We start from the raw sequence: 21905 nt of genomic DNA on the forward strand, positions 1-21905 counted from the left end.
AGGTTGGACATCATGGCTTATTCAACACTAAGTATCGAAGACAACGTGGCGCGCCTTACGTTAAACCGCCCCGAGGTGCATAACGCCTTTGACGATAGTTTGATCGCTGAGCTAAACGCGCACCTTGACCAGTTGCATACGTTGGCCGAAGCAGGCGATGTGCGCGCGGTAGTGCTGGGGTCAGAAGGCAAAAGCTTCTCAGCGGGTGCCGACCTGAACTGGATGAAGCGCATGGTCGATTACGGCCTGGAAGATAACCTCGCCGACTCCCGCAAGCTTGCCGCCCTCATGCACGGGCTCGATACACTGCCCTGCCCCACGGTTTGCCGCGTTCAAGGGGCTGCCTTTGGCGGCGCGGTGGGCTTGGCTGCCTGCTGCGATATCGTGATCGCCTCAGGAAAAGCCAAATTCTGCCTATCGGAAGTCAACATCGGCCTATCGCCTGCGGTCATCAGCCCCTATGTGCAGCGAGCCCTGGGCGAACGACAGATGCGCCGCTATGCGTTAACCGCCGAAGTCATGGACGCCGAAATAGCCCTCGCGCTGGGCTTAGTCCATATGGTGGTGGAGCACGATAAGCTAGACGACGAAGTGGACATCATGCTGGCAACACTACTAAAAGGCTCCCCTCAGGCCCAGCGCGCCACCAAAGCCTTAATGGCCACGGTGGCTCAAGCGCCTGACAGTGACGACACCCGCGAGCATACCTGCCAGGTGATCGCCAAGCTGCGGGTAAGCCAGGAAGGTCAAGAAGGCTTATCCAGCTTTCTTGAAAAGCGCCGCCCCGCCTGGACAGCGCCGTCCAGTCCTCAACAACATAACAACGCTGCGGAGCCACGCTTATGACGTCTAATCCCACGAAATTCGATACGCTGCTAGTGGCCAACCGAGGCGAAATCGCCTGCCGTGTAATGCGTACCGCGCGCCGCATGGGCTTAAAAACCGTGGCTGTTTACTCTGACGCCGATGCCAGTGCTCGTCACGTGCGCGAAGCCGACGAAGCGATACGCTTAGGCCCCGCCGCCGCGCGGGAAAGCTATCTGAATATCGAGGCGGTCATCGACGCCGCTAAACGTACCGGTAGCGGCGCGATACACCCCGGCTACGGCTTTCTTTCCGAGAATGGCAGCTTTGTAAAGGCGCTTGAACAAGCAGGTATTACCTTTGTGGGCCCGCCCGCATCGGCAATTGCCGCCATGGGCGATAAATCTGCCGCCAAGGTGCGCATGGCCAATGCTGGTGTCCCGCTGGTGCCTGGCTACCACGGTGATGACCAAGGCGACGCTCTGCTTCGTGATGAAGCCGACAAGATCGGCTACCCGGTAATGCTCAAAGCCAGCGCAGGCGGTGGCGGCAAAGGCATGCGCGTGGTCGAATCCACTGACGCCTTCCAAGCCGCGCTAGACGGCTGCCGACGCGAGTCCAAGGCCGCCTTCGGCGACGATCGCATGCTGATAGAGAAGTACCTTGTGCAGCCGCGCCACGTGGAAGTGCAGGTATTCTGCGACCATCAAGGCAACGGCGTCTACTTGTTCGAGCGCGACTGCAGCGTTCAGCGCCGCCATCAAAAAGTCATCGAAGAAGCACCCGCACCGGGTATGACAGCGGACCTGCGCCGCGCCATGGGTGATGCCGCAGTGCGCGCTGCCCAAGAGATCGGCTATGTAGGCGCGGGCACCGTCGAATTTTTGCTAGACGCGGATGGGTCTTTCTACTTTATGGAGATGAACACCCGCCTTCAGGTTGAGCACCCGGTCACCGAGATGATCACCGGGCAGGATCTTGTCGAGTGGCAGCTGCGCGTGGCGATGGGCGAACCGCTACCCTGCACCCAAGACGAACTGACCATTACCGGGCACAGCTTTGAAGCACGTATTTATGCCGAAGACCCGGATCAGGACTTTCTGCCCGCCACTGGACTGCTGACGCGCTTCGCGCTGGATCTAGAGGGTGCCGATTTAAACGCCGATCAGGTTCGATTGGATAGCGGCGTGGAAAGCGGTGATGCCGTGTCGATGCACTACGACCCTATGCTCGCCAAACTGATCGTTCACGGCGTTGACCGCGACGCGGCGCTCGCAACGCTTAATCGTGCCCTGGCGGCGCTGGACGTCCAAGGCGTGGCCACCAACCGCGCCTTCTTAATGCGTTTAGCAACGCATCCCAGCTTTAAAAATGTGGAGTTGGATACGCGCTTTATTGAACGCAATGAAGCCACGCTGTTCGCGCCGAAAACCTATAGCCGGGAAGCCTACGCCAGCGCCGCGCTGATTGGCCTGAACCAACTAGCGCAAGAATGCGAGAGCGACTCGCCCTGGGACCGCCATGATGGCTTCCGCCTGAATGCACCCCACACTATTCGCATTGCACTCTGCGATCCGGCAAGTGCTCAGGCACCGGATAACGACGAGGCCGTGGTGATTGTTGAGGGCAAGCGCAGCAGTGGCGAGTCGCTGTGGAATCTCACCATCGGCGATGAAACGCTTACCGCCAGCCTGCAGCCGCTCACAGGCGATGCCGTCGCGGTCACGCTGAACGGCCACCGCCATCGCCTTCAAGCACGCCGTGATGGTCATATTGTGGTAATGGCCGACCCCAGCGGCGAAACCCGCCTGTTCTGGCGGCGTATCGACGCCATCGATCACGGCCACCACGAAGCAGAATCCACGCTGACGGCACCCATGAACGGCACCGTCGTTGCACTACTCGTTGAGCCCAGCGTGGCCGTTGAGAAAGGCATGCCGCTGATGGTCATGGAAGCCATGAAAATGGAACACACCATGACCGCTCCGGCCGATGGCAGCGTGGCGTCGTTCCACTTCCGGGCCGGTGATACGGTCAGCCAGGGCGATGTCCTGCTCGACTTTGCCCCCAGCGAATAGGAGCTCACCATGGCGCTGCCTACGTCCGTCAAACTGTTTGAAATGGCCCCTCGCGACGGCTTGCAAAATGAGCCGGGTGACCCAGTGCCCACCGCTATTAAAATCGAATTGATTGAGCGGCTTGCCAAGACGGGTATAGCGCACATCGAAGCCGCCAGTTTTGTCTCCCCCAAGTGGGTGCCGCAAATGGGCGATGCCGCTGAGGTAATGGCCGGCATTCAGCGCCATCCAGGAGTGGTTTACTCCGCGCTGACACCTAATATGAAAGGGCTGGAAAACGCTTTAGCGGTTGGTGTTGAAGAAGTCGCGGTGTTCGGCGCGGCCTCCGAAGCGTTTTCGCAGAAGAACATCAACTGCTCCATTGCCGAATCCCTAGCGCGCTTTGCACCAGTACTTGAACGCGCCAAGTCGGCGGGCGTGCCGGTGCGCGGCTATGTGTCCTGCGTGTTGGGCTGCCCCTACGAAGGCGATATTGTGCCGCGCAAGGTGGCCGAGGTGGCCAAAGCACTTTATGACATGGGTTGCTACGAAATCTCGCTGGGCGACACCATTGGCGTTGGCACCCCGCTCGCCGCCAAGCGCATGATTGAGGCGACCCGCCAGCATGTGCCTGTTGAGCATCTCGCTGCCCACTTTCACGACACCTATGGCATGGCGCTGGCAAACCTCTACGCCGTGTTGGAAGAAGGCGTCAGCGTGATTGATGCGGCTACCGCCGGGCTCGGCGGCTGCCCGTACGCCAAGGGCGCGTCAGGCAATGTGGCCACCGAAGACGTGCTCTATCTATTAGCAGGACTCGGCATCGATACCGGCATTGACCTGCAAGCAGTGATTGATACCGGCTATTGGATTACCGGCGAATTGGGGCGCAAACCCAACTCTAAAGTCGCCCTGGCAAAAGGCCGCGCCAGCTCATAACACACAATAAACAGTCGCTGCCTATCCGCTCGGACAAGACAATAATATTTGGAGAGATACCATGGCATCACCTGCACTTACCCTCCCAAGCTACACCAGCAGCACCGCCGATAAGCCACTGCTGGGCATGACTATTGGCGATAAATTTGATCAGGTCGCTGCGCAGTATCCCGACAACGACGCGTTAATTTCGCTACACCAGAACATCCACTGGAGCTACCGGAAACTTCAGGAAGAGGTTAACCGCTGCGCCCGCGCGCTACTCGCCATCGGCGTTAAAAAAGGCGACCGCGTGGGTATTTGGGCACCCAACTGTAGCGAGTGGACGATCACCCAATTCGCCACCGCTAAAATTGGTGCGATTCTGGTCAACATTAACCCATCATACCGTACCCACGAGCTCGAATACGCGCTCAACCAGTCCGGCGCGCGCTTTCTGGTAACGGCCGATAGCTTCAAAACGTCGGACTACCGCGGCATGCTGTATGAGCTGGCCCCTGAGCTAACAGCCAGCGCCGAGGGCAAGCTTAGGTCACAAAAACTACCCGACCTTGAGTGCGTGATTAATCTAAGCGCCGACAAGCACAACGGCATGTGGCGCTGGGCCGACCTGATGGACGAGGCCCACCACGTCAGCCAAACCGACGTTAACGATCTACAGGCCACGCTGCAGTTCGATGATCCGATCAACATTCAGTACACCTCGGGCACCACGGGCTTCCCCAAGGGCGCCACACTGTCCCACCACAACATTCTCAATAACGGCTTTTTTGTCGCCGAAAGCATGGGCTTTACCAGCGAAGACCGCTTGGTGATTCCCGTACCGCTCTACCACTGCTTCGGCATGGTGATGGGCAACCTGGGCTGTATGACCCATGGCGCAGCGATGATCTACCCAGACGAAGGCTTTGATCCTGGCAAAGTGCTTAAGGCGGTACACGAACAAAAAGCCACGGCGCTTTATGGCGTGCCGACCATGTTTATCGCCGAACTGGATCACCCCGACTTTGCCAGTACCGACCTTTCGTCGCTACGCACCGGCATTATGGCGGGGTCGATCTGCCCGGCGGAAATCATGAAGCAGGTCATCAATAAGATGAACATGAAAGGCGTACAGATCGCCTACGGCATGACGGAAACCAGCCCGGTATCTACCCAAACCGGCGCCGACGACAGCATAGAAAAGCGCGTGTCGACTGTCGGCCGTACCCAGCCGCACCTGGAAACCAAAATTGTCGACCCAGGCAACGGAGGGGTTCTGCCCCGCGGTGAAATTGGCGAGTTGTGCACCCGCGGCTACAGCGTGATGCTCAAATATTGGAACAACGATAAAGCCACCGCCGAGGCCATTGACGAGGCAGGCTGGATGCATACCGGTGACCTAGCCACCATGGATGAAGAAGGTTACGTCCAGATCGTCGGGCGTATCAAGGACATGGTGATTCGCGGCGGTGAAAACGTTTACCCCAAAGAAATCGAGGAGTTTCTCTACGCTCACCCGGCCATTTCAGAGGTGCAGGTCACTGGCGTGCCGGACAAAAAATACGGTGAAGAGTTAATTGCCTGGGTCAAACTCAACGCTACTGCCGACGACATCACTGGCGAAGAACTGCGCGAATACTGCAAAGGTAAGATCACCCACTTCAAGATTCCACGCTACTTCAAATTCGTCGATGAATTCCCGATGACTGTCACTGGCAAAATCCAGAAATTTAAAATGCGTGAAATTTCCATTCAGGAGTTGGGGCTGGACGACTAGCCACAAGAGCGCCCAGCACGCCGCCCCCGTCGGCATGCTGGGCTAGCGGAGGAGCATCAACCATGGCTTTCCACTCGCCCCTCGTGGCGCATTATCAGCAGGCGCTGCGTGATCGCGAGGTGTTGGACCAAATCCGTGCCCACTATCCTGATGGCCCAACGCTGCGCCAGCTTGCTCCCCTCGACCAGCTGCATATTGGCGGTATGGCGGCTTCCGCCAAACTGCTCAATTTGATTGACCCCAGTGAGCCGACACGCGTGCTGGATATAGGCGCGGGGCTAGGCGGGCTAATGCGCCAGGGTGCGGCCCTTGGCTATCACATGGTGGGTCTTGATCTTACCCATCGTTTTAACGCCCTCAACCAATCGCTGAGCGCCCTGGCAGAAAACCCAGACACCCCGCCACTTGCTTGGATCACCGCTGACGCCTGCGCGCTCCCCATTACAGCGGGGTGTTTCGATGCCGTGGTGTTTCAACACAGCTTGCTCAACATGCCCGACGCGGCCAGGGTGATTGGCGAGTGTCACCGCGTGCTAAGCTCTCAAGGCCAATTAGTGATGCATGAGGTGGTCAGTGGACCTAACGTGGCGAATCTCACTTACCCCGTGCCATGGGCAACCTCGGCCGCGCATTCCCATCTACTTACCCAAGAGGGATTAGTCCAACTGCTCACGTCGAAAGGCTTTCACATTCAACACCTCGACGACTGGAGCGATACCGCCCTTGAGTGGCGCCAGCGCCAGCGCCAAAAAGAGCAGACCCCACGCCAGGCGGTGCTTTCCCCTCAGTGGGTCTTTGGCGAGCGTTTCATGGCAATGGGCCAGCATCTGGTCGAGAATCTGGTCAGCGGCGCAATTAAATTGGTAGAAATCAAGGCCAGTTGCTATTCTCAATAGATCTGCCTTTACTGGACGCCTCCAGGTATACAAAAATGCCAATAAAACGCTTGGCAAGCACCCTACTCTGTTGCGTCGTGCCCTACGCTAGCGCCTATGCTGACGAATACTCGCCTGCCATGGCGTATACGTCACCGCAAAGCGAGCTGATGCAACTCGATAACGGCGTTATCCTCGAAGGCAGCGACCTCACCAGTATCGATAGTTATACCAGCGGTTTTCGCTTAACGGCGGGATTTAGTCCTTGGCAGCTCCCCCAGGTCGATATTGGCGCTGAACTGGCCTACCGCGAGAGTGAAGAAGTCTCCATTTCATCCAGTATTAGCCCGTTGATTATGGATACCCTCAGTTTGGGCGGCGCCGTGGTAGCCGGTTTGCGCATGGGGGCATTCAGCGTGTACGCCAAATCAGGGCTGACTGAGTGGCGTGGCGAAAGTTACCGACCATTGCAAGATATCGATGAAAGTGGCACCGCGCTCTTACAGGGGTTTGGTGCCACCGTCACCATTGATCGTCTTGTCAGCCGTCTTGAATACGAACGCATCGACGCCCCCACCCTCGACCACCTCAGTATGCTCAGCGCTTCGCTGCATCTGCCGTTTTAACGACTCTACACCACAGCCTACTTCTCGTTCTCGTGATTACCTATTGCTCTGTAAGCGATCTCTTACGCGTGTAAGAGATCGCTGTGACTTGCCCTAAATGGGTTGTGCTTCGCTTCTGGCTCGCTATTCTGACCGTTTCTCATTAGCAGTTGACGATCCAGGGAGCGGCATTATGTCTGACAGGATGGGGGCGGATAAGACAGGCCTGCAATTCACCCTGACGCTACCTAGCGTTGACGACATCGCGGTGATCGACTTCACCCACCGCGAAGCGCTCTCCCAACCTTTCGAGCTGGCGCTTAACCTGGCCAGCCGCGACGGCAGCTTGGACGCGGCTGAGCTGCTGGATCGTGAAGCGTCATTAACCATCTGGCAGGACGGCGAACCGCTGCGCCGGGTGCACGGCATTGTCAGCGAGTTTGGCCGCGGCGACCGCGGCCACCGGCGTACCTTCTACTCGCTGGTGTTACGCCCCGCTGTGTGGCGGCTCTCGCTGCGCCACAACTCGCGGATTTTTCAAAAGACCAACCCGCTTACCATCATCAATACCCTGTGCGACGAGTGCGGCATTCGCGACGTGGCCTTTGCGGTCACCCGCGAGCTCCCCGAACGCGAGTACTGCGTGCAGTACCGTGAGACCGACCTTGCCTTTATCGAGCGCCTGGCCGCCGAAGAGGGCCTGTTTTATTTCCATGAGTTTGAAGCGCGTGATGGCGGCGCCCATCGGCTGGTGTTTGCCGACGACCCGCAGCTACTCACTAGCCTAGGCGAGCGCAGCTATCACAGCCGTGCCGGTGGCACCGCCCCCATGCGCCATGTGCGCAAGCTCAGCCACACCGCGAGGGTGGCGAGTTCATCCGCCACGCTGAAAGACTACAGCTTTAAAAATCCCGCCTATGCGCAACTCCACGACCATCTGGGCCGCGACGTCGAGCAGCACGGCCAGCAGGTGGATTACGAACACTACGACTACCCCGGCCGCTACAAGCAGGACGCCTCCGGCGAGCCGTTTACCCGCATTCGCCTGGAACAGCTGCGCCGCGAGGCGATTACCGCCAGCGCCGAAAGCGACCTGCCCGAACTCGCCCCCGGCCTGCGTTTCACGCTGACCGACCACGACACCGACAGCCTCAATCGCGACTGGCAGGCGATTGAAGTACGCCACGTCGGCGAGCAGCCCCAGGCGCTGGAAGAGGACGGCATCACGCAGGGTGACGCTGCCGGGATGACCCGCTACCACAACCAGGTCACGCTGATTCCCGGCGATGCGCCCTGGCGCGCCACGCCCAACCCAAAACCACGGGTGGATGGCCCCCAGGTCGCCTTCGTGGTCGGCCCCGACGGCGAAGAGATTCACTGCGACGAACACGGCCGGGTCAAAGTGCACTTTCCCTGGGACCGCTACGCCGAGCCCAATGAAACGTCGAGCTGCTGGGTGCGGGTTGCCCAGGGCTGGGCAGGCGGCGGCTACGGCAGCATCGCGATTCCGCGTATTGGCCACGAAGTGATTGTCTCCTTCCTGGAAGGCGACCCGGATCAGCCGCTGGTCACCGGGCGTACTTATCACGCCGTCAACACCGCGCCTTACCCGCTGCCGGAACACAAGACCCGCACGGTACTGCGCACCCAAAGCCACAAGGCCGAAGGCTTCAACGAACTGCGCTTTGAAGACGAAGCGGGCGAAGAACAGATATGGCTCCACGCCCAGAAAGACCTTGAGTTATTAACGCTTAACGACCGCACGGAAGAGATCCGCCGCGACAGCCACCTCAAGGTGCATAACGACCGCATCAGCGAGATTGATAACGACGATCACCACACGGTGCATAACAACCGCCATACCCAGGTAGACGGCGACGACCACCTGATAATCGACGGCACCCGCCATGAGAAAGTCGGCCAGGCGCAGTTGATGGAAGCAGGGCAAGAGATTCATCACAAAGCGGGCATGAAAGTCGTGATTGAAGCCGGTGCCGAAATTACCCTAAAAGCAGGCGGCAGCTTCCTGAAGATTGACCCCAGCGGCGTCACCATTGTTGGCCCGCAGGTCAAGATCAACTCCGGCGGCAGCCCAGCCTCGGGCAGCGGGCAAGCGGCGCAGGCGCCGCAGTTGCCGGAGGAGGTGGAGGCTGAGAGCCATCAAGTCGTTGCACCCATCAACCGCCCTGCTCAGCTTAAAAGCTTACTCAAAGCGCCCGCTAGCTGTGAGATTTGTGAAGATCAGCATCAAGGAACCCGATAAATGGAACATGTTCGGGAGGCGACGCACGCGCTAATAGATGGCGTGCGTTATCCAGAGGCTTTTAAGCGTCTCTATAGCCGAGACGACCTTGATGAGATTGAGCCGGTGTATTTAACGACACGCTGGGCTTCACTGGCCGAGCAGGGGCCCATACTGGTGCGGTTAAGGGGCACTAGTCTTGCCAATGAAGCCAGCGTCTGTGGCGAAGAAGCGCTTTACCGCTCGCTCTCGCTGTTGAGTAGTTCGGCGAGTACGGCATCGCTAGGCGAGCATCTACGCCAATGCGTCACATTTAAAGGTGAAGGTGGTCAGGAGAAACTACTGCGCTTCGCTGACCCACTTGTTACCCGCCACTGGTTAGCGAGTTATGAAAAGGCCCCGTTGAGGGCACTAATGGGCCCCATTGATCGCTGGTGGGTAGCGGACTGGGCGCCTAATTGGGAAGCATCACGCCCGCTAAAATGGCAATCGTTTAGAGCGGATGCCAGCCTTGAAGTGCCTGAGGCAGAGCAAACGCCCGACTTGCCTCCTTTTGGGCGCCATCAGTTTACCGCCCTGGATGCCGTGGTCCGCTGGCAGCTCAAGGAACGACTGACGAATTACCTTAGCGAGCATGCGATCACAGCGTGGGAACATCTTCCTATCAACGAGCGTGGTCAATGGCTTGACGACCGCTTAGACGATGCCATCGCGTGGGGAGTCAGCACGGAACGCCAGGTCGCCATCTGGGTGGAGCTCAGCTTGAACTGGGGCGAAGACTATATGACCGCGAGCGATGGCTTGTATGCCGATTGGGCACGGCATTCGCCTAACGACGCTCGCCTCTCCCGGCAAGATCAGCTTTATGCATTGGATGCTTGGAGCCGCACCCCGGCCGCTAACGCCCCTCAAAGCGCGCAGAGTCACGCATCACTTTCCCAAGAACCACTATTTATAGACGAGGAAGCCGATGGCTAACACGGATGCTCAAGCGCAGGCACGCGATGCCGCCTTTGATGAAACGCCCCTTGGTGGCGGTGTCTGCCCACTGTTTATCGACATCGATATTTTCCCCGTGCGTTACGCCATTGACGAGGCGCCCACCGAGGCAGATGCGCCAGCGCCACACCCGATTGACGATGATTGGCAGGGGCCAGATTACCCTTCACTCGAAACCCGCGACTACACGCTTCGACAACTGCGAGACGGCTGGCTCTATGTCTGGGTGGAGGAAGAGGGAGAGCAACGACTTGACGAATACCGCGTGGAAGGCGCTACGTTCAGCGGTGCCTCCCACCTCACTTACTCGACGTGCACGTCGCTGGCGTTGGCTTACTCATCGGTACAGTGGACCGAGCGTATTCGCGAGCACATGCTGGAAAATGCAGAAGTACGTCAGCGTTTGATGCGCCCCCTTGACCCGATGGCAGCATTGAACGCCACCGCAGACGGAACGTCATTCACTGCCCACGTAGGCCCTTTAACCCAACTCGCCAAGCACGTGGCGGATATCACGCCTAATGGGGCGGCCGATGGTTTTACCACCACCACGGTCTCGACCATTGAGCGGGATAATGATGCCGAAAACAGCTTAGTCGAAGATGACAGCCTCTACGAGCTGCTCAAGGTCAAACCTGAAATCACCCAGGACAGCGTGCTAGCAGACGTTGAGAAACACGACGAAGCACTCTTTATAGCCCTTGATGACGATTTAGGGATCGTTAACGATCTACACATGGCACTGGCCGGGCGCGAAATGGAGCTTGAGGCTTTTCTGGATGAACATGGACATCGATTAGAGATGGCCTCGGTCACGCAACTGTTATGCGGCCCTGACGATAGCGAATTACCCGAAGACGTACGCGATGATCCAGAACGGCATCGGCAGGCCCAGGAACTGCTTCAGCAGCGGTTGGAAGCCCTAGAGGCCCAGGAACTGTCTAGCGCCGTTAACCGCGGCTCTCCCTTTGGGCAGCAGGGCTCCACCCTAGAGCGCCATCATGAAGAACGGCTTGATACGATCGATTCCAATTTAGCCGCCCTGGGGATCGAGCCGCCAAGCCGAGAGGACCTGGAGGCTTGGAGAAGCAAACGTCCATGGCGTGATGATGTATATCATGACGAGGCTGTCGATTTTCTTACCACTTACGAACCCAAGCGAGAACGGTTACGTGGCCATGTGCATGCCAGCCTCAACGATATTATCGTCTGGCTTGAACGGTTACCGGCTCAAGCGGAAGAACTCTTTTATGACAACTGTGATGAGGCGCAAAGCCAGTGTCTGCTGGAGTTAGTCGCTTTGATCGCCGAAGTCATCGGAGCCAGTGAAACGGGCCGTGAATGGCTAACCCGCACCTTGCGTGAGCGCGCTACGCTGGTGGGCACCGGCCCCTACAACTTTTCACCAGTGTTGGCACAAGCTCTGGATCAAGTGGCGGCCCAGTGGCTGGCAGCCGGTGACCCAGATGATCAGGCAATCGCCATCGAACTGAGTGATGCGCTGAACCTTGGTAATGTGGCCGTTAACCTTGACACTGTCCTGGGCTACGAACATGTTCAACAGTCGGCCGTTTTTCAAGCGTTGGCGACGCCTGTCAAAGAGGCTTTCTCTGTACTCAAGCAAGTCGCCGCCGGAGCGGGCAAGGCGAGTTGGCAATCCATTGCTTATCATGCGCTTCCTACCGCTGGGGCGGGTGCCCAAGTCGCCTCGCAGCAGTTAGTCAGAAACCTCTCGATCACCATGGTGGTGGCCTTCGTCCATCCTGATAATGACGGCCTTTATTTAGAACAACACGACGCCGCACGCGCACAGCACCGCCGCTGGCGACGTGACATGCAGCGTTTATCGCAGTCCAAGGCACATCTCAAGGGCAGGTTAAGCTTGCCTATGTCACCTAGGGGGCGTGCCAATATCCATCGAGAAATCACTCACCTTGAACAGGAGCAGCGTTTGCTAGCGCTAAACGAACCCAAGCGCTTCACCGCAGGGGGTGGTAGCCAAGCGAGCGCAGGCGTGCTGGCTGACCTTGGGTTTGGTGAACTGCGCGAACAACACCAGCAGCGGTTTGGCAGGGCCACGGCGAACGCCGCCGCCGCGCGGCAGCGCATGCAGCGCTGGATAAATGCCCGTGGCATCGGTGGGCTACCGTTATTGATAGCGGCGATTAACCTAGCCAATGTGACTAATACCCTGCTTGATGCGGAAAAAGATGGCGTCGACCGCGAAGAGATGACCACCCTGGCTAGTCAGGCAAGTTACGCCACCTCAGCCGTGATGTCGCTCTGGGTAATACCGTATTGGCAACGGCATGCCAAAAACTTAGCGCCATTGCGTGACTCAATGACCAGGATTACTGGTGTGGGTATATCAGCTTGGAAAACCGCAGGACAATCTAATGCCGCGAGAATTGCTGGCAAACTCGCAAGTCGCGTTGCCGGTTTAGCCGCTTTTGCGGCGATTGGGGCGGGGGTAGAGTCGTGGCAGATATGGCAGCAACGCAAAGACTCAACAAGCAAGGAAGAGCGACAAGCTCTGACAGGAAAATTCTTAATGACGTCAATCATGACAGGTGTTGGTGGTGTGCAATTGGTTGGCGCGGCAGTTGGCCGCTGGTTAGCCTTTGGCTGGATAATGGCGCCCTGGGCGGGGTGGGCGATGCTGATACTCAGCGCCGGCTACCTGGTGTTCTCCGGATTGGCAGGACATTATCGTCGCGAAGGGGTGCGCTTATGGCTTTATCAAAGCACCTGGGGTAAAGCCAATAAGTGGACGGGAAGTGATGATGATAATAGTTCAGAACTGCGCGCCTTGAATGAGGCGCTGCTTGAACCTTCTCTAAAATTAACGCCCGTGACCACTTTGGGCGCGGAGTTCGATACTTCCCATACGATGTCACCTTACTCCCCTGGGAGACGTGTGCCTATCATACAAGGCTACTGGGTGCAATTAGCTCTGCCTACCAGCCTAGCGGGCGAAACCGTTACTATCTCGGAGCGATTGGTCGCAGGCTCCTGGGCCCCCTCGGATAGCTATCAAACGACACCGCCATCGGAAGTGCCCCTGCAGCTTCAAGAGTCTGTTTCTTATAACGCAGATGACCCGCTACGGGTATGGCAGGCTTGGCTATCGGTGGATAAGCTCCCCAAAGAGCAGGCGTTTCTGATGGAAGTTGTGTATGACAAGGCGGTCTACAGCGATAGCCAGGGGCCGTTACGTTTTCCCTTTTACAAGGCCGAGCCTGGTCAGGGTAATGGGATTGTCGAGGTCGATAAACGCTACAGATACTCAGACAGCTCAGCGACCCTATCTCTGACACTACCGACTACCTGATTGATCAAAGAGAGCATTCACCATGTGGTTTATTCAACCCAAGCGGGATTACGTTGCCGAAATGCCCTGGAAGCATGACGATGAACCAGCGGTGATGACGTGGCAGATTCGTGCACGTGATTACAATACGTTTATTGCCAATATTTTATTTTGTATAAATTTTATTATTTCACTCGCAGTAGGGTTTGCAATTTTCTCTTTTAATGAACCTGGTATATCCTCATTTTTATTAGGAGCTGGGGGAGGGGGATTTGTCTTGCTAATTAGCATGAGCATGACCCACCAAACGGCGATCATTGTTTATCGTTTAACCGATAAGCGCATCGAGGTATTTTCCTGGAAACCGCAGATCGATTCGGTCAAACCGGTGATGAAATGGACGGCCATTATTTCCGGTTTGGGGGTGTTGTGTTTGGTGTTTATTAATCCTGATTTCATTATTGCCGCGATTGGCCCTATTGGCATTGGCGTGATGGCGACGTTGATGGGGAATTCTAAAGACTACCAGTCGATGGTGCGCAATGAAGAATACCATGAGATAGATTGGCCAAATGCAGAAGATATTGCGGTTTGGAGAAAGCGCTGTCTGATTGGCCTGCGTTTTACTTGGTATAATGAAGATGGTTCACATTACTCTGTTTATAGCAAAGTTTATTGTCATAAAAAAGATTTTGAGAAGTGTCTAGATATATTTAAGCAGCGTCTCCCGAATACGCCCTATCGTGAAGGAAAGCTTGTTGTACATTCGCATTTTGCGACGCTGCCGGAATAAGCACTGATGGCGTGGTGAGTTCACCTAAGACCAGAAATAAAATAGGACTTGCTATGTCGCTCATGCTTTCACCTTTCCTTTCTATCAGTCAACTCCCAGCCAAGGGAATATCGAGATCGATAAACGCTACCGTCACACGGACAACTCAGCAAGCTTGCCTCTGACGTTACCGACTGCCTGATTGATAAAAGAGAGTATTCACCATGTGGTTTATTCAACCCAAGCGAGACTATGTAGCAGAAATGCCCTGGAAACATGCCGATGAACCAGCGGTGATGGCGTGGCAGATTCGTGCACGTGATTACAATACGTTCATTGCCAATATCCTTTTTTTTATTATGTTTTTTATAACTTCAGGTGTTGGCTTACTTTTGTTTTTTGTAGAAGCTACACTACTCGCTTCGGTCCTAGGTGGGGGTGGGATATTTATTTTTGGTGTGCTCATTACCATGAGCATGACCCACCAAACGGCCATTATCGTGTATCGTTTAACCGATAAGCGCATCGAGGTATTTTCCTGGAAACCACAGATCGACTCAGTCAAGCCGGTAATGAAATGGACGGCTATTATTTCCGGTGTGGGGGTGTTGTTTTTGGTATTTATTAATCCTGATTTTATTATTGCAGCGATTGGCCCTATTGGCATTGGCGTGATGGCGGCGTTGATGGGGAATTCTAAAGACTACCAGTCGATGGTGCGCAATGAAGAATACCATGAGATAGATTGGCCAAATGCAGAAGATATTGCTGTTTGGAGAAAGCGCTGTCTGATTGGCCTGCGTTTTACTTGGTATAATGAAGATGGTTCACATTACTCTGTTTACAGCAAAGTTTATTGTCATAAAAAAGATTTCGAGAAGTGCCTAGATATATTTAAGCAGCGCCTTCCGAATACGCCCTATCGTGAAGGAAAGCTTGTTGTGCATTCGCATTTTGCGACGCTGCCGGAATAAGCACTGATGGCGTGGTGAGTTCACCTAAGACCAGAAATAAAATAGGACTTGCTATGTCGCTCATGCTTTCACCTTTCCTTTCTATCAGTCAACTCCCAGCCAAGGGAATATCGAGATCGATAAACGCTACCGTCACACGGACAACTCAGCAAGCTTGCCTCTGACACTACCGACTACCTGATTTATAAGAGAGAGTATTCACCATGTGGTTTATTCAACCCTGAATTCAACTAATAAGTGCAGCACCCGCGGTTTCTAGCGCTCCTGAATATTCTCCTAAGAACACCTGGGCTGGGGTTCGGTATCCCAGCCGCTTTCTGGGTCTATCGTTCAGCTTGTGAACAACGCGTCGCAGCTCTACATTAGTCACCTTCCGGAAGTCTGTACCTTTCGGAAAATACTGCCTGATCAGGCCGTTGGTGTTCTCGTTTGTCCCACGTTGGCCTGAGCAGTAAGGATCACAGAAATACACGGAGGCGCTAACCGCTTTTGCGACCGTCTCGTGGTCTGCAAACTCCGAGCCATTGTCTAGCGTGATCGTCTTCACCGCGCCCCGACGAGGCTTAAGTAACCGAACCATGGCTTTCTGCGTTAGTTCTGCCGTTACCTTTGGAAGACGTGCCGCCAACAAGTAGCCACTTCGTCGCTCTACCAACGTCACTATCCCCGCTTGCTTGTGCCCATAAAGCACCGTGTCGCCTTCCCAGTGACCGATGGTGAGGCGTCTTTCGATAGCAGGCGGCCGATGCTCTATCCCCACACGCTTAGGAATCTTGCCTAGTCCTGCGCTTTTGGCATTGGCACGATGTTTACTGCGACGCTTGGGCTGGCGGAGGTGTCGCCACAAATCGCCACCCTTGGCCTTATCGTCCCAGATCAACGAATAGACCCATTGATGACTCACCCCTATACCCGTCAACGGCGCCATAAAACCGCTAATCTGCTCTGGACTCCATTCTTCCCTAAGCCTGTCAGCTACGGCATTGATCAGGCTAGGGAGTCGCTTTGTCCACTTCCAAGCAGAGCGGCGTCTCTGATCGCTGTAACGCTGCGCTTTTGCGGGTTCATATCCCTTGGCACCTGAATTACGTCTCAGCTCACGGCTCACGGTACTGCTGTGAATGCCAAGCTGTTGAGCAATCTGACGTTGGCTCACCCCTACATCCCTGTGGGCAAAAATTTGATATCGTTGTGCCTGGGTCAGTTGTCGGTATCCCATACTCTGCTTCACTTTGGTCGGTAAGGCGGAGAGGGTACCGCTGCTGGCCCTCCTGCCTCTACCGTATGATCCAAAGTGCTGCAGTTATTCTATGAATTCAGGAACCTAAGCGGGACTATGTAGCAGAGATGCCCTGGAAGCATGCCGATGAACCAGCGGTGATGGCGTGGCAGATACGTACTCGGGACTACTATACGTTTCCAGCCAATATCATTCTGTTAATAATGTCCTGCATCTCTATGATGTTGGGGCTTTGGTTTGCATTTGGGTGGGGGGTTGGAATCTATTGTTAGTAAAATGCTTTTGTGCGGAGGGGTTTTTTCATTTGGTGTACTTATTACTATGAGCATGACCCATCAAACGGCGATCATTGTTTATCGTTTAACCGAAAAACGCATCGAAGTTTTTTCCTGGAAACCGCAGATCGATTCGGTCAAACCGGTAATGAAATGGACGGCCATTATTTCCGGGGTGGGGGTGCTGTTTCTGGTATTAGTGAACCCTAACTTGATAATTGCGGCGATTGGCCCTGTTAGTATTGGCGTGATGGCGGCGCTGATGGGTAATTCTAAAGGCTATCACTCGATGGCTCGCAATCAGATGGAAGATAATGTTGCTTGGCGGGATGCGCAGAATATCTATGCTTATTCAAAGAGAAGCATCATTGGTTTGAACTTATACTGGCAGCATCCTGAGACTGGGAAAGAGATGAAAAATTTCGTTAAAGCCATATTCATCCCTAAAGAAAAATATGGCGATGTTTTGAGCTTTCTTCAAAAAGAGCTTCCCCACACCCCCGTTATCGAAGGAAAATTTGATGTGTACCATGTTTGAATCCGAGACACTTGCTTGGCAGAACATGGTGTAGTGACAACTAACCCAGACCCAACGATATCAGATTCAAGCTTGTATAAGAGCAAATCGACGACCCCACCCTTGATCATCTCAATATGCTCAGCGCCTCATTGCATTTACCGTTTTAACGATTTTCCAGGTTATCTGGCGGTGTCCAGATCGGTACATCTTCGCGCTTGGGTTCGGGCCAGTCTTGCTGCATGGCGCTGTTCAGCGCTTCTTCCAGCTTCATGAACAGCTCTCCATAGCGAGGGCTGAAGTTGATGCCTTCTTCGATCTCTTTCCAGGCGTCAAACAGTTCGTCCTCGTGGGCGTCCTCGTTCTGCACGAACGTCCAGGTCATCTGCTTAGCGCGCATAGGGTGAACCCCCATGGCCGTCAGCGCATGCCCGCCCAGCTCCAGTGCCGAGTGGTAGGTTTCACTGACGACATCATCGGCCCCAGCCTCGCGAAGCTGATAGCCGTGGCCGCGATCAAATCCCCGTGCTAACACCCATACGTTGGGATAGTACTGCTTTACATGCTTCACCATATGCACGGCGCGATCACGATCATCAATCGCGACAACCAATAGGCGGGCGCTTTTAATGCCGGCCATTTCGAGTAGGTCAGAGCGGCTGGCGTCGCCAAAATAGCTTTTAATGCCAATTTTTCGCAGGATCTCGATTTGCTCGATTTCGTGGTCAAGCGCGACGATGGGGATATTATTGGCCCGCAGCAGTCGGCAAATAATTTGTCCAAACCGCCCTACTCCAGCCACGATAACCGGCGCCTGCTCTTCGATAGCATCGGCGTCACGTTCATCGTTTTTAACACTGCTATAACGCGGCAGTACTAACCGGTCGTAGGCAATAAATAGCAGCGGCGTTAAGAACATCGATAACGCCACGACAAGCGAGAGGATCTGAGCAATATCAGTGGGAATAACGCTGTTTTGTACGCTGTAGGTGAGTAGTACAAAACCAAACTCACCGGCCTGGGCAAGGCTTAGCGTAAATAGCCAACCATTGCTGCCACGCACCCGAAACAGCAACGCCAAGCCGAGCAGAATGGCCGCCTTGACGGCAATCACCAGAGCGCCAAGGGCCAGCACCGTGCCCCACTGCGAGGCCAGTACCCGAAAGTCGATCCCCGCACCGACGGTGATAAAGAACAGGCCCAGCAGAAGCCCCTTGAACGGCTCGATATTGGCTTCGATTTCATGCTTGAACTCGCTGTTGGCCAGCACGATACCGGCCAGAAACGCGCCCAGCGCCGGGGAAAGATTTACCAGGCTCATGAGGGCGGCAATGCCGATGACCAGCATCAGCGCCGTGGCCGTAAACACCTCACGCAGGCCTGAGCCCAGCACATAGCGAAACAGTTTCGGGCCGAGGTAGTAACCGCCGGCAATCACGCTGCCGATCGCCGCGACCACCACCAGGGCATGCGCCCAGCCGGGCAAGTGCGCCACCAGGCTTATGCTCGCGTGACTCGCTTGATCGCCACCGCCCCCCACCAACTCGGGTAGCGCCAGCAGGGGAATCAACGCCAGCATGGGAATGACCGCGATATCCTGGAACAGCAACACGGAGAAGGCGCTCCGGCCGCCCTCGGTTTTTTCTAGGCCTTTTTCACTCAGGGTTTGCAGCACAATCGCCGTCGAGGACAGCGCGAACAGCAAGCCGATAGCCAGCGACGTTTGCCAGGTAAGCCCCAGCCACCAGGCAATGGCGGTCCCCGCGGCGGTGGTCAGCGTCACCTGTAGCCCGCCCAGGCCGACCAGCCGCACGCGCATCGCCCAGAGGCCTTTCGGGTCGAGCTCCAAACCCACCAGAAACAGCATCATCACCACGCCAAATTCGGCAAAGTGCTGGATCGTGGTGGTTTCCTGGCCCACCAGGCCGAGTATCGGGCCAATGACCACGCCGGCCATCAGGTAGCCGAGCACCGAGCCAAGCCCGTAGCGTTTTGCCAGAGGGACGGCAATCACCGCCGCCACAAGATAAATAAACGCCTGGATAAAGTACGCGGTCATCTGGGTTCCTTATATTTTTTCGAATAGCTTGACTTCACTGAGCAATCAGGTAGCGTACTAGTACGCTAGTACGACATATATCACTTGGTGTCACACGATGTATTCAAAATATGCGCTCAAATGATGATTACCAGGCCGAACTGATTGGGTATTTGCTCGCCATTGATTCCCCCGATGCAATGGACAAGGCGCTCGCCAGCCTGTTAACGCCTGCAGAATATCAAGAAATCAGTAAACGCCTGCAGATTTTTAGGTTGCTACGCGAGGGTGTGCCCCACCGCAAAATCGCCGAGACCCTAGGCGTGGGGATCGCCACGGTGTCGCGTGGCTCACGCGCCTTAACCACGTTGCCTTCTTTACGACCCTCTTCACGGAATGATCAGCTATGACGACTGCCGATACGCAAGACGCAAAAGGCCCAAAGCCCTTTACGCTGCCGCGCAAGCCTCACTACGTTACCCTGGCGGCAGACTGCGACTTTTTTGCCTTGTTTCAAAAAATCGAGCGGCGGTTTGCCTCCTGCTACATGCTGGAGTCGCTTGGCGAAGACAGCCACATGGCGCGCCACTCGATTATCGGTTTTGACCCCGAATACACGCTTTACGCCAACGGCCACACGCTGACGATCGAAGACCGCGATGGAAATGCCAGCCACTACCCAAGCGATAACCCTTATGAGCTGCTGCGCAGCCTGATACCCCAGAATATTATTTCGCGTAAGTATGCGGGCGGTTTGAGCGGCTATCTGGGCTACGATGCGATGCAGTATTTCGAGCCTTCGCTAACGCTAAAGGCCAGCAACGACTTCGATACGTTCCGGTTTGGGCTCTATAAAGATGGCCTGATTCTCGACAAGATGACCGGAGAGGTCATCTATTTCTACTATGACAATAGCCGCTATGCGTTTCTGCAAACACTGATCGACGCTGACGACACGCCGCCTGGCCCGCTGCACATCACCGCCCTGGGCGATACCATGAGCCAGGATGAGCACGCCGAGGCTGTGGCCAAGGTGAAACAGGACATCATCGACGGCAAAGTATTTCAGTGCGAAGTCGGCTTTAAAAAACGCTTCCAGATCCAGGGCGACACCCTCGCGCTGTACGACCAGCTACGTACCATCAACCCTTCACCGCAGATGTACTACGTCAAGTTTGGCGAGCAGAAACTGATTGGCGCAAGCCCAGAGTTGCTGTTTCGCCTGCGCCAGGGCGAAATGGAAACCTTTCCGCTAGCGGGCACCACCACCCGGGGTCAAACACCGCAGGAAGACACTCAGTTAGCCCGCGCGCTGCTCAATGACCCTAAAGAGATCGCCGAGCACAATATGATCGTCGACCTGCACCGCAATGATATTGGTCGCGTGGCGCAATTTGGTACGGTCAAAGTACGCAGCCTGATGGATATCAAGCGTTTTAGCCATGTGCAGCATATCTCCAGCGAGATCGTCGGCATTATTGCTGAAGGCGAGGATATGTTCAGCGCCCTGGCCAGCAACTTCCCGGCGGGCACCCTCACCGGCGCGCCGAAAATCGAGGCGATGAAAATTATCGACGATCTGGAAAATGACGGGCGTGGCCCCTACGGCGGCGCGGTGGGCCAGTTCTCGTTCAACGGCGACTGCACCTTTGCCATCCCCATTCGCACGGTGTTTGTGAATGGTGAGAATGCCTATGTGCAAACCTGTGGCGGCAACGTGTTTGATAGTAACGCCGCCGATGAATACGAAGAAATCCGCCGCAAATTTGCCGGCACCCGCAAAGCCCTTGCTCCTTTTATGAGTACGCATATGGACACGGAGAGCCCCGCATGAAGGTGCTGATTATTGATAACTACGACTCCTTCACCTATAACCTTTACCAGTTTATCGGTGAGATTCTGGCCACGGAGAAGAATCTCGGCAGGGTGCCTCACTTTGAGATACTCGTTAAACGCAATAACCAGATCGATTTCAAAGCAATAGAGGCCATGGCGCCGGATCGCATTATTATCTCCCCCGGCCCCGGCTCGCCGGATGATCCGCGCTACTTTGGCGTGTGTGCCGAGGTAATTGAAAAGCTTGGCAAGACCATTCCGCTACTGGGGGTTTGCCTGGGCATGCAGGGCATTGTGCACGTGTTCGGCGGCAAGGTAATCAAAGCGCCGCTACCCATGCACGGTAAGATCAGCCCAATTAACCACAACAACCATTCGGTATTTAACGGCGTACCGGACCAGCTTGAAGTGATGCGCTATCACTCGCTGATTGCCGATGCAGCGACTCTGCCCGAGTGTCTGGAAGTAACCGCCACCGTGGGCGCTCTGGCGGCTGACAACTTTGAACAGCGCAGCCGCTGGCAAGCGCTCGGCGAGTTTGAGCTGATGGGCGTGAAGCACCGCGACTACCCGATTCACGGTATTCAGTTTCACCCGGAGTCGTTTGCCACCGAAGGCGGCAAGGAGCTGATCGCTAATTTTCTGTTTGCCTATGACGTCTAA

At 55.6% G+C, this 21905-nt stretch carries 17 protein-coding genes; 15 read left to right on the forward strand and 2 right to left on the reverse strand.

What is annotated here, in order from left to right:
- The first annotated feature begins 12 nt into the window (after window positions 1-12).
- From CPH17_RS04315 to CPH17_RS04365, 11 genes are all read left to right on the forward strand, one after another.
- Complete coding sequence (locus CPH17_RS04315; protein ID WP_074396624.1) at window positions 13-846, forward strand: enoyl-CoA hydratase/isomerase family protein; 834 nt, start codon at window positions 13-15, stop codon at window positions 844-846.
- A complete protein-coding gene (locus tag CPH17_RS04320; protein WP_096298357.1) occupies window positions 843-2882 on the forward strand; it encodes an acetyl/propionyl/methylcrotonyl-CoA carboxylase subunit alpha in 2040 nt (679 codons plus the stop codon). The genes CPH17_RS04315 and CPH17_RS04320 overlap by 4 nt, the downstream gene beginning before the upstream one ends.
- A 9-nt stretch (window positions 2883-2891) precedes the next feature.
- Entirely contained in the window at window positions 2892-3800 is a 909-nt protein-coding gene (locus tag CPH17_RS04325; RefSeq protein ID WP_096298359.1) for a hydroxymethylglutaryl-CoA lyase, read from the forward strand.
- Window positions 3801-3861: 61 nt separating this feature from the next.
- Window positions 3862-5559, forward strand: a complete 1698-nt coding sequence (locus tag CPH17_RS04330) for an AMP-binding protein (RefSeq protein ID WP_096298361.1) — start codon at window positions 3862-3864, stop codon at window positions 5557-5559.
- A 62-nt stretch (window positions 5560-5621) separates the two neighbouring features.
- Window positions 5622-6455 (forward strand): class I SAM-dependent methyltransferase, encoded by an 834-nt coding sequence (locus CPH17_RS04335; protein WP_096298363.1) that lies wholly within the window; start codon window positions 5622-5624, stop codon window positions 6453-6455.
- 35 nt (window positions 6456-6490) lie between these two features.
- Window positions 6491-7060, forward strand: a complete 570-nt coding sequence (locus CPH17_RS04340) for a hypothetical protein (protein WP_096298365.1) — start codon at window positions 6491-6493, stop codon at window positions 7058-7060.
- Between the two features lie 172 nt (window positions 7061-7232).
- On the forward strand, window positions 7233-9302 hold the full coding sequence (locus CPH17_RS04345) for a type VI secretion system Vgr family protein (protein WP_231898077.1): 2070 nt from the start codon (window positions 7233-7235) through the stop codon (window positions 9300-9302).
- Window positions 9303-10259, forward strand: coding sequence for a DUF4123 domain-containing protein (locus tag CPH17_RS04350; RefSeq protein ID WP_074396630.1), 957 nt, complete (start codon window positions 9303-9305; stop codon window positions 10257-10259).
- A complete protein-coding gene (locus CPH17_RS04355) occupies window positions 10252-13611 on the forward strand; it encodes a T6SS effector BTH_I2691 family protein (RefSeq protein WP_096298367.1) in 3360 nt (1119 codons plus the stop codon). The genes CPH17_RS04350 and CPH17_RS04355 overlap by 8 nt, the downstream gene beginning before the upstream one ends.
- 22 nt (window positions 13612-13633) lie before the next feature.
- Complete coding sequence (locus tag CPH17_RS04360; protein WP_096298369.1) at window positions 13634-14383, forward strand: hypothetical protein; 750 nt, start codon at window positions 13634-13636, stop codon at window positions 14381-14383.
- Window positions 14384-14586: 203 nt separating this feature from the next.
- A complete protein-coding gene (locus CPH17_RS04365) occupies window positions 14587-15336 on the forward strand; it encodes a hypothetical protein (protein WP_074396634.1) in 750 nt (249 codons plus the stop codon).
- A 226-nt stretch (window positions 15337-15562) separates the two neighbouring features.
- Here the strand turns inward: CPH17_RS04365 and CPH17_RS04370 are convergent, their stop codons facing one another.
- Window positions 15563-16555: an IS30 family transposase gene (locus tag CPH17_RS04370; protein WP_074394883.1), complete on the reverse strand. Its 993-nt coding sequence runs from the start codon at window positions 16553-16555 to the stop codon at window positions 15563-15565.
- Window positions 16556-16897: 342 nt separating this feature from the next.
- On the opposite strand from CPH17_RS04370, the gene CPH17_RS04375 reads away from it, so the two are divergent.
- Complete coding sequence (locus CPH17_RS04375) at window positions 16898-17389, forward strand: hypothetical protein (RefSeq protein ID WP_096298371.1); 492 nt, start codon at window positions 16898-16900, stop codon at window positions 17387-17389.
- Window positions 17390-17534: 145 nt separating this feature from the next.
- On the opposite strand, the gene CPH17_RS04380 is transcribed toward CPH17_RS04375, so the two are convergent.
- The gene (locus CPH17_RS04380; RefSeq protein WP_096298373.1) at window positions 17535-19427 is read right to left on the reverse strand and encodes a monovalent cation:proton antiporter-2 (CPA2) family protein; all 1893 of its coding nucleotides are present in this window, start codon (window positions 19425-19427) and stop codon (window positions 17535-17537) included.
- A gap of 110 nt (window positions 19428-19537) precedes the next feature.
- Between CPH17_RS04380 and CPH17_RS04385 the strand changes: the two genes are divergently transcribed.
- The 3 genes from CPH17_RS04385 to CPH17_RS04395 are packed head-to-tail and all read left to right on the forward strand — an operon-like array spanning window position 19538 to window position 21905.
- Window positions 19538-19816, forward strand: coding sequence for a Trp family transcriptional regulator (locus CPH17_RS04385; protein ID WP_074396637.1), 279 nt, complete (start codon window positions 19538-19540; stop codon window positions 19814-19816).
- Complete coding sequence (locus tag CPH17_RS04390) at window positions 19813-21240, forward strand: anthranilate synthase component I family protein (RefSeq protein WP_096298375.1); 1428 nt, start codon at window positions 19813-19815, stop codon at window positions 21238-21240. Before CPH17_RS04385 ends, CPH17_RS04390 begins: the two co-directional genes overlap by 4 nt.
- Entirely contained in the window at window positions 21237-21905 is a 669-nt protein-coding gene (locus CPH17_RS04395) for an anthranilate synthase component II (RefSeq protein ID WP_074396639.1), read from the forward strand. The genes CPH17_RS04390 and CPH17_RS04395 overlap by 4 nt, the downstream gene beginning before the upstream one ends.

It is taken from the genome of Halomonas sp. hl-4 (assembly GCF_900215475.1).
Taxonomy (GTDB): Bacteria; Pseudomonadota; Gammaproteobacteria; order Pseudomonadales; family Halomonadaceae; genus Vreelandella.

What these genes read in the sequence shown, in the direction of transcription:
- CPH17_RS04385 (WP_074396637.1), top strand. Translation starts at nt 19,538, where the DNA reads ATGCGCTCAAATGATGATTACCAGGCCGAACTGATTGGGTATTTGCTC.
- CPH17_RS04315 (WP_074396624.1), top strand. Translation starts at nt 13, where the DNA reads ATGGCTTATTCAACACTAAGTATCGAAGACAACGTGGCGCGCCTTACG.
- CPH17_RS04365 (WP_074396634.1), top strand. Translation starts at nt 14,587, where the DNA reads ATGTGGTTTATTCAACCCAAGCGAGACTATGTAGCAGAAATGCCCTGG.
- CPH17_RS04335 (WP_096298363.1), top strand. Translation starts at nt 5,622, where the DNA reads ATGGCTTTCCACTCGCCCCTCGTGGCGCATTATCAGCAGGCGCTGCGT.
- CPH17_RS04340 (WP_096298365.1), top strand. Translation starts at nt 6,491, where the DNA reads ATGCCAATAAAACGCTTGGCAAGCACCCTACTCTGTTGCGTCGTGCCC.
- CPH17_RS04330 (WP_096298361.1), top strand. Translation starts at nt 3,862, where the DNA reads ATGGCATCACCTGCACTTACCCTCCCAAGCTACACCAGCAGCACCGCC.
- CPH17_RS04320 (WP_096298357.1), top strand. Translation starts at nt 843, where the DNA reads ATGACGTCTAATCCCACGAAATTCGATACGCTGCTAGTGGCCAACCGA.
- CPH17_RS04380 (WP_096298373.1), bottom strand. Translation starts at nt 19,427, where the DNA reads ATGACCGCGTACTTTATCCAGGCGTTTATTTATCTTGTGGCGGCGGTG.
- CPH17_RS04345 (WP_231898077.1), top strand. Translation starts at nt 7,233, where the DNA reads ATGTCTGACAGGATGGGGGCGGATAAGACAGGCCTGCAATTCACCCTG.
- CPH17_RS04390 (WP_096298375.1), top strand. Translation starts at nt 19,813, where the DNA reads ATGACGACTGCCGATACGCAAGACGCAAAAGGCCCAAAGCCCTTTACG.
- CPH17_RS04355 (WP_096298367.1), top strand. Translation starts at nt 10,252, where the DNA reads ATGGCTAACACGGATGCTCAAGCGCAGGCACGCGATGCCGCCTTTGAT.
- CPH17_RS04395 (WP_074396639.1), top strand. Translation starts at nt 21,237, where the DNA reads ATGAAGGTGCTGATTATTGATAACTACGACTCCTTCACCTATAACCTT.
- CPH17_RS04370 (WP_074394883.1), bottom strand. Translation starts at nt 16,555, where the DNA reads ATGGGATACCGACAACTGACCCAGGCACAACGATATCAAATTTTTGCC.
- CPH17_RS04325 (WP_096298359.1), top strand. Translation starts at nt 2,892, where the DNA reads ATGGCGCTGCCTACGTCCGTCAAACTGTTTGAAATGGCCCCTCGCGAC.
- CPH17_RS04350 (WP_074396630.1), top strand. Translation starts at nt 9,303, where the DNA reads ATGGAACATGTTCGGGAGGCGACGCACGCGCTAATAGATGGCGTGCGT.
- CPH17_RS04375 (WP_096298371.1), top strand. Translation starts at nt 16,898, where the DNA reads ATGAGCATGACCCATCAAACGGCGATCATTGTTTATCGTTTAACCGAA.
- CPH17_RS04360 (WP_096298369.1), top strand. Translation starts at nt 13,634, where the DNA reads ATGTGGTTTATTCAACCCAAGCGGGATTACGTTGCCGAAATGCCCTGG.